The organism is Dietzia aerolata (assembly GCF_014144865.1).
Classification (GTDB): Bacteria; Actinomycetota; Actinomycetes; order Mycobacteriales; family Mycobacteriaceae; genus Dietzia; species Dietzia aerolata.
In genome coordinates this window covers 23,424-30,026 of the sequence record NZ_JAALDM010000043.1, presented here as the reverse complement: position 1 = coordinate 30,026, position 6,603 = coordinate 23,424, and the positions used below count along the sequence as shown (strand labels likewise).

5 protein-coding genes are annotated in these 6,603 nt (G+C 68.9%); 1 reads left to right on the top strand and 4 read right to left on the bottom strand.

From position 1 onward, the window contains the following. Positions 1-7 precede the first annotated feature (7 nt). Entirely contained in the window at positions 8-652 is a 645-nt protein-coding gene (locus G6016_RS03395; RefSeq protein ID WP_422110436.1) for an HNH endonuclease family protein, read from the top strand. 52 nt (positions 653-704) lie between these two features. Here the strand turns inward: G6016_RS03395 and G6016_RS03390 are convergent, their stop codons facing one another. The 4 genes from G6016_RS03390 to G6016_RS03375 are packed head-to-tail and all read right to left on the bottom strand — an operon-like array spanning position 705 to position 6,603. Continuing rightward, positions 705-2,804 (bottom strand): DEAD/DEAH box helicase, encoded by a 2,100-nt coding sequence (locus tag G6016_RS03390; protein WP_182631293.1) that lies wholly within the window; start codon positions 2,802-2,804, stop codon positions 705-707. A gap of 54 nt (positions 2,805-2,858) precedes the next feature. Continuing rightward, the gene (locus G6016_RS03385; RefSeq protein WP_182631292.1) at positions 2,859-4,094 is read right to left on the bottom strand and encodes an MFS transporter; all 1,236 of its coding nucleotides are present in this window, start codon (positions 4,092-4,094) and stop codon (positions 2,859-2,861) included. After that, entirely contained in the window at positions 4,091-5,425 is a 1,335-nt protein-coding gene (locus tag G6016_RS03380) for a M20/M25/M40 family metallo-hydrolase (RefSeq protein WP_182631291.1), read from the bottom strand. Before G6016_RS03380 ends, G6016_RS03385 begins: the two co-directional genes overlap by 4 nt. Next, complete coding sequence (locus G6016_RS03375) at positions 5,422-6,603, bottom strand: type III PLP-dependent enzyme domain-containing protein (protein WP_182631290.1); 1,182 nt, start codon at positions 6,601-6,603, stop codon at positions 5,422-5,424. The genes G6016_RS03380 and G6016_RS03375 overlap by 4 nt, the downstream gene beginning before the upstream one ends.

Sequence of the window (6,603 nt, the reverse complement as noted above, 5' to 3'; positions counted from 1 at the left end):
CCTCGGCCTGGTGGCGGTACTCGGGCGCCCGACCGGCTCCGCGCCGGGAAGCCCGCCCCGAGACCGGGTCACGCCGCTTCTCGAGGCGGTTGCCGTCGTCACCGAACGTCCGGCCGTGCCCGGATACGAGCGGGACTGCTCCGGCGACGCCGCCTGCGTGTTCGGACCGGCGTGGAGCGACGCCACCACGGCACCGGGCAGTCAGAACGGTTGCTCGACCAGGATCGACGTCCTCGTCCGGGACCTGAACGCCAGCACGCCGACCCGGTCCGGGGCCTGCACGATCGACGGGGGGCGCCTCATCGACCCGTACACCGGACGCGTGGTGGACACCGGGGACTCGGGAGTGCGCGGCATCCACATCGATCATATTTTTCCGTTGTCGGCCGCATGGGATTTCGGCGCCTGGGCGTGGACACCCCAGCGGCGCGCGGCGTTCGCCAACGACGTCGACCACAACCTCGTGGCCGTCACCGGCGGCGTGAACAGTCGCAAGAGCGACTCCACCCCCGCCGACTGGCTCCCGCCGGACCCGGCGCGGCACTGCTTTTACGCCGCCCGCTACCTCACCGCCGCGACCGCCTATGGACTCCCCGTGACCGAGGCCGACCACGACGCGCTCTCCGCGGCGGTCCGGCGATGCCCCGGATAGACGACGACGCCACGCCCTGAAGTGGGCGTGGCGTCGTTGAGTGCGTCAGTGATCAGTCGTGATGGCGACCGCCGCCGGACCGGCCACGGAAACCGCCGCCGCCCCGTCGATCGTCGTCGCGACGGGGGCCGCCACCGCGGCGGTCGTCCCCACCCCGGTAGCCGCCGCGGTCATCGCGACGATCGTCGCGGCGATCATTACGTCGATCGTTGCGACGGTCGTCGAACCGTCCGCCACGGCGGTCGTTGCCGCGATCATCCCGGTCGACCCGGTTGCCGCGGTAACCGCCGCGTGGCTTGCCGCCGCGATCGTCCCGGAACGAGCCCGGGCGGCCCGCAGGAGGACCGGAGTCCGGACGGATGTCGATCTCCTCGCCGCCGACGATGATCCCCTTCATCGAGTCGAGCTGATCGGCCGGCAGGTCCGCCGGGAGCTCTACGACCGAGTGGTCGAAACGAATCGAGATGCGGCCGATGTCGCCACCACGGAGACCGGCCTCGTTGGCGAGCGCACCCATGATCGAACCGGGCTTGACGTTGTTCCGCTTACCCACGGCGATGCGGTACTGCGCCATGTCCTTGCCCGAGCGCGACGGGCGGGGGCCATCGAAGTCGCGTGCCGGGCGCTCCCGACGATCGTCACGGCGGTTGTCCCGACGATCGTCGTGCCGGTCACGACGCTGCGGACGCTCCGGCTCGCGCATGAGGAAATCGTCCGAGTTCCGGGACTGGGTGGCCAGCGCCGCCGCGATGTCCGCCATCGACACCGAGTGTTCGGACGCGTAGTCCTCGACCAGTCGACGGAAGAGCGCGATGTTCGAGTCCTCGAGGCTCTCGGTGATCGACTGCGCGAACTTGGCCATCCGCATCTCGTTGACGTCGTCCACGCTCGGCAGCTGGATCTCGGTCAGCGGCTGGCGGGTGGCGCGCTCGATCTGCGACAGCAGGCGTCGCTCGCGCGGGGTGACGAACAGCAGGGCGTGCCCACTGCGGCCGGCGCGGCCCGTTCGACCGATCCGGTGGACATACGACTCCGTGTCGTGCGGGATGTCGTAGTTGACGACGTGGCTGATGCGCGGCACGTCCAGTCCGCGGGCCGCGACGTCGGTGGCCACGAGGATGTCCGTGCGACCGTCCTTGAGGGCTTCGATGGTGCGCTCACGCAGGTTCTGTGGGATGTCGCCGTTGATCGGAGCGGCGGAGAATCCCCGCGCCCGGAGTCGCTCAGCGAGCTCCTCGGTGGCCGACTTGGTGCGCACGAACATGATCATCGCGTCGAAGTCCTCGACCTCGAGGATTCGGGTCAGTGCATCGAGCTTGTCGCGATGGTGGACCAGCACGTACCGCTGCTGGATGCTCGGCGCGGTCGACGTCTTGGACGCCACCTTCACCTCGGTCGGATCGGTGAGGTAGCGCTGCGAGATCCGACGGATCGCGGAGGGCATGGTGGCGGAGAACAGTGCCACCTGGGTCGACTCGGGGGTGTCGGCGAGAATCCGCTCGACATCTTCCTGGAATCCCATCGCCAGCATCTCGTCCGCCTCGTCCAGGACGAGGTGCCGCAGACCCGACAGGTCCAGCGTCCCCTTCTTGAGGTGATCGATGACACGACCGGGGGTACCGACGATGATCTGCGCGCCGCGACGCAGACCCGAGAGCTGGATTCCATACGCCTGGCCGCCGTAGATCGGCAGGACGTTCACCTGCGGCATCCCCGACGAATAGGTGACGCACGCCTCGGCGACCTGGAGCGCGAGCTCGCGCGTCGGCGCCAGGATGAGTGCCTGCGGGCTCTTCACCGACGGATCGATGAGCGAGAGGATCGGCAGCGCGAACGCCGCCGTCTTACCGGTACCGGTCTGGGCCAGGCCCACGACGTCCCGGCCCTCGAGGACCAGCGGAATCGTTGCTTCCTGGATGGCGGACGGGACCTCGTACCCGACCTCCTGCACGGCCTTGGCCACAGCGGGCGCCAGGCCCATGTCCGCGAAGGTGACCGTCGGGGCGTCGTCGCCGTTCTCCGACGAGGTGCTGCTCTCGGGCGAGGCCGGGGCGGGCTCGGCAGTGAGGGACTCGGAAGATTCGGGGGCGCTGGCGTCGGTATTGACCTCGTCGCCGGCAGCGGCGGTACGGTCCTCGTCATTGTTGTTCATGAGGCCTACCATGTTACGGCGTCACGGGGCCGATTAGCGAGACGATGGAGCAGGTCACTCCCCCGACGTGACCGCGCTCGCCGCCTGTCGGGGCTCCTTCGCGAACAGCCACGGGATCACCGCGGCCAACAGAAGCGCGCCGGACACAGCGAAACCGACCTTGTAGCCCATGGCGTCGACCACCAGGCCCACCACGACCGGACCGAGGATCGCACCGGTGTCGCTGGCCATCTGGAACGTCGCCAGGACCTTGCCGCCAGCGCGGTCCGAGCCGATGACGTCGGCGACCGTCGCCTGCTGAGACGGGTTGAGGATTCCCGCTCCGACCCCGGCCACCACAGAGGCGGCGACGAGAAGCGGGACGGTGTCACACCAGCCCATGACGACGGTGGACACACCCGAGATCACGAGTCCCCAGATGACCAGGGGTTTGCGTCCGTATCGATCGGAGAGCCATCCGGCAACGGACACCACCGATGCCGTCCCCACCGCGAACGACGCCAGCGCCGTTCCTGCGATGCCCGGGCCGGCATCGAAATTGGCCGCGGCGAACAGTGGGACGATCGCGACCCGAACGCCGAACGATGCCCAGCCGTTGACGAAGCTCGAGGCCAGGGCGGCGAGGTAGCGAAGGTCCTTCAGAGCCTCCCGTACCGGCAGCGGTGGCAGTTCCGGGGTCTGGTCGTCTGACGATCGACGGCGCCCGCCCCGCAGGAAGATCGCGACCACGGCCGTGGCCACCAGCAGCGAGGCGGAGTAGACGAAGAACGGGATCCGCATCCCGAACTCGGCCAGCACCCCGCCGAGGACGGGCCCGCCGATGTTTCCGATGAGGAAGGCCGTGGCGTAGATGCCCATGATCCGGCCGCGTGCGCCGGGCGGGGAGATCCTGGTGAGCAGGGCCATGGCCGAGATCGTGAACATCGTCGAGCCCAGCCCGCCGAGTCCACGGAAGATCAACAACTGCACATATGACTGTGCCAAGCCGGTGGCCAGGGTGGAGACCGCCACGATGAGCAGTCCCGTCATGTACACGCTGCGTTCGCCCAACCGGTCCACCAGGAATCCGCCGGTCGGGGCGAACACCAGTCGGAAGAACGCGAAGGCGCTCACCACCACCGACGCGGCGGTGACCGAGACATCGAAGCTCTGCGCGAACTGCGGCAGGACAGGAGCCACCAGTCCGTAGCCGATCGCCACCGCGAACGCAGCGGCGACGAGTACCCAGATGTCCGCGGGAAGTCTGTTCCGGGAGCCCTTGCCCTGGTTGGTGGCGTTGATTCCCGTCACGCCGATCGGAGGACTGTGGCCAGGACGTCCGCCCCGAAGTGCAGCGCATCAACTGGAACGCGCTCGTCCACGGCGTGGAAGTGGCCGAACACGTCGAAGTCGTCCGGAACCCGCAACGGTACGAAGCCGTACCCGGAGATCCCGAGTCTGGCGAGGTGCTTGTTGTCCGTGCTCGCGGGTAGGAGATACGGAACGACGAGTGCGTCGGGATCGGACTCCCGCACCGCTTCCCGGATCACCTCGACCAGTTCGGCATCGGCGGGGGCGGCGATCGGCGGCTCCCAGATCCACTCGACGTCAACGTCAGGGCCGAGCTCGTCCTCGATCTCCGCGCGGAACGTCTCCTCGCCCCCGGGCAGGACGCGGCAGTCGATCTCGGCGTGGGCCTCGGTGGGGATGACATTGGTCTTGTACCCGGCGGACAGGATCGTCGGCGACGCGGTGTGGGACAGGGATGCGGCGACCAGCGGTCCGAAGTGTCCGAGAACCTCCAGTCGAGCCGGCAGCTCGGCCACATCGCCACTGCAGCCCGCCAACTGGCCGACGGCCGCGGCCAGCGCGGTGTTCGCCTCGGTCGGCTCCACCGGGAATTCCCGGGACGCGACCCGGTGAACCGCCCCCGCGACCGCGGCGACGGCGTTGTCGGTGGTCGGACGGGAGGCGTGGGCAGCGGTGCCGTGCGCGGTCACCGACGCCCAGGCAACGCCCTTCTCCGCGACGGCGATTGGATACAGCCGACGTCCGCCTACGGGAACCGACCAGCCTCCGACCTCGCTCAGGGCCTCGGTCATCCCGTCGAAGATCTCCGGGCGTTCCCGCACGACCCACTTGGCGCCCATGATCCCGGCCGCTTCCTCATCGGCGAAGAAGGCCAGCAGCAGTGTCCGCCTGGGGACCACCCCTTCGCGGCGGTAGTGCCGGATCACGGCGAGGGTCATCCCGAGCATGTTCTTCATGTCGACGGTTCCACGGCCGTAGAGCCAGCCGTCACGGATCTCTCCGGCAAACGGTGGGACCGTCCAGTCCTCGGCGACTGCGGGCACCACGTCGACGTGTCCGTGGACGACCAGCCCGCCCGCGTCCGGGTCGGAGCCCTCGACCCTCGCGAACAGGCTTCCTCTACCGGGGATGGATTCCACCAGTTCGCTGGCGATACCGACCTCGTCGAGGTATTCGGCGATCCGCCGGCACACCCGGGTTTCGCCGTCACCGATCGTGGCCGGATCCCCGGTGTTGGTGGAGTCGATGGAGACCAGATCGGCGGTGATCGCCACGGCCTCCGAGTGCAGCCGCCGGAGGGCCTCCTCGGACATCGTCCGGTCCACACTCATCCGAAACACTTCCCTTCACCGCGGTAGGTGGGCCACTGCTCGACGATGGCGGGCCCCTCCGCAGTCTCGTCCACCACGTGCAGTGTGTCGAACCGCTCGCACACTTCACCCGCTTTCGCGTGCCGCCACCACGAACGCTGTCCGATCGGCACGGACCCCTTCACCGGTGTCTGGACCTCGCCGGCCCCCTCCCGACCGAGGTAGCGCAATCCGGACGGCATCGCGGGCACCGGGAGGCGGTCCACACCGGGTACGCCCGATGCCACGTAACCGCCGTACAGAAAGGTGGTGAATCCCGGCGCCGGGGTCCGCACCGCCGGGAGGGCGAAGAACAGGGACGGCCGCGGGGTGAACGTGCTGTAGTGGTCGAACAGTCCGGGAACATAGAGGCCCGACCCTGCGGTGACCTCGGTTACCGCGGGTGCGGAGGCACTCTCCGCGACGGAGCCGGAACCACCGGAGTTGATAATCTCCGGAGCAGTCCCGGTGATCTGTTCGATGGTTTCGGCCACGGCCTGGCGGATGGCGACCAGTCGCCTCATCGACAGGCGCTTGACCACCCCGATCCCCCGCACGTTGTCCGGGACCCCGGCGACCTGAGCCTCGTAGAACATCGCACCGACGACCCGGAAGCCCATGTCGCGGGCCGCCCTGACCAACGGCTCTACGTCCGTTGCATCCCTGAGCGGCGAGCGGCGGACACCCAGGTGCACGGGTCCCAGCCGTAGCGAGCCGTCCACGTCGATGCACACCCGTGCGCCCACGACTCCCGCATCCCGCGCGATCTCGAGCTGGCGGACGTTGTCCACCATCAGGGTTACCGCCGCCAGCGCGGCGTCATCGGCGGCCAACGCACGCAGCGCCGAGCGATCGACGGTGGGATAGCCGAGCAGGACGTCGTCACAACCCAACTCGACCAGCCAGAGCGCCTCGGACAACGAATAGGCCATGATGCCGCGCACTGCGTCGTCGCCACGTAGATCCGGTCCGAGCACCTCCCGGAGCACCCCGAGCGATCGCACCGACTTGCTCGCGATCCGGATGCGCGTTCCCGCCGCACGGCGCCGGAGGTCCGCGAGGTTTGCCCGCAGGCTCGGCAGATGTAGTGCCGCCAGCGGTGGGTCGAGCTCGGCCGTCGCGGCGTCAACTGCGGCGGTCGCCTCCGTTACCGATGCCAC

Excerpts from the sequence above, each read along its gene's own strand:
- G6016_RS03390 (WP_182631293.1), bottom strand. The coding sequence starts at position 2,804 with ATGAACAACAATGACGAGGACCGTACCGCCGCTGCCGGCGACGAGGTC.
- G6016_RS03380 (WP_182631291.1), bottom strand. The coding sequence starts at position 5,425 with ATGAGTGTGGACCGGACGATGTCCGAGGAGGCCCTCCGGCGGCTGCAC.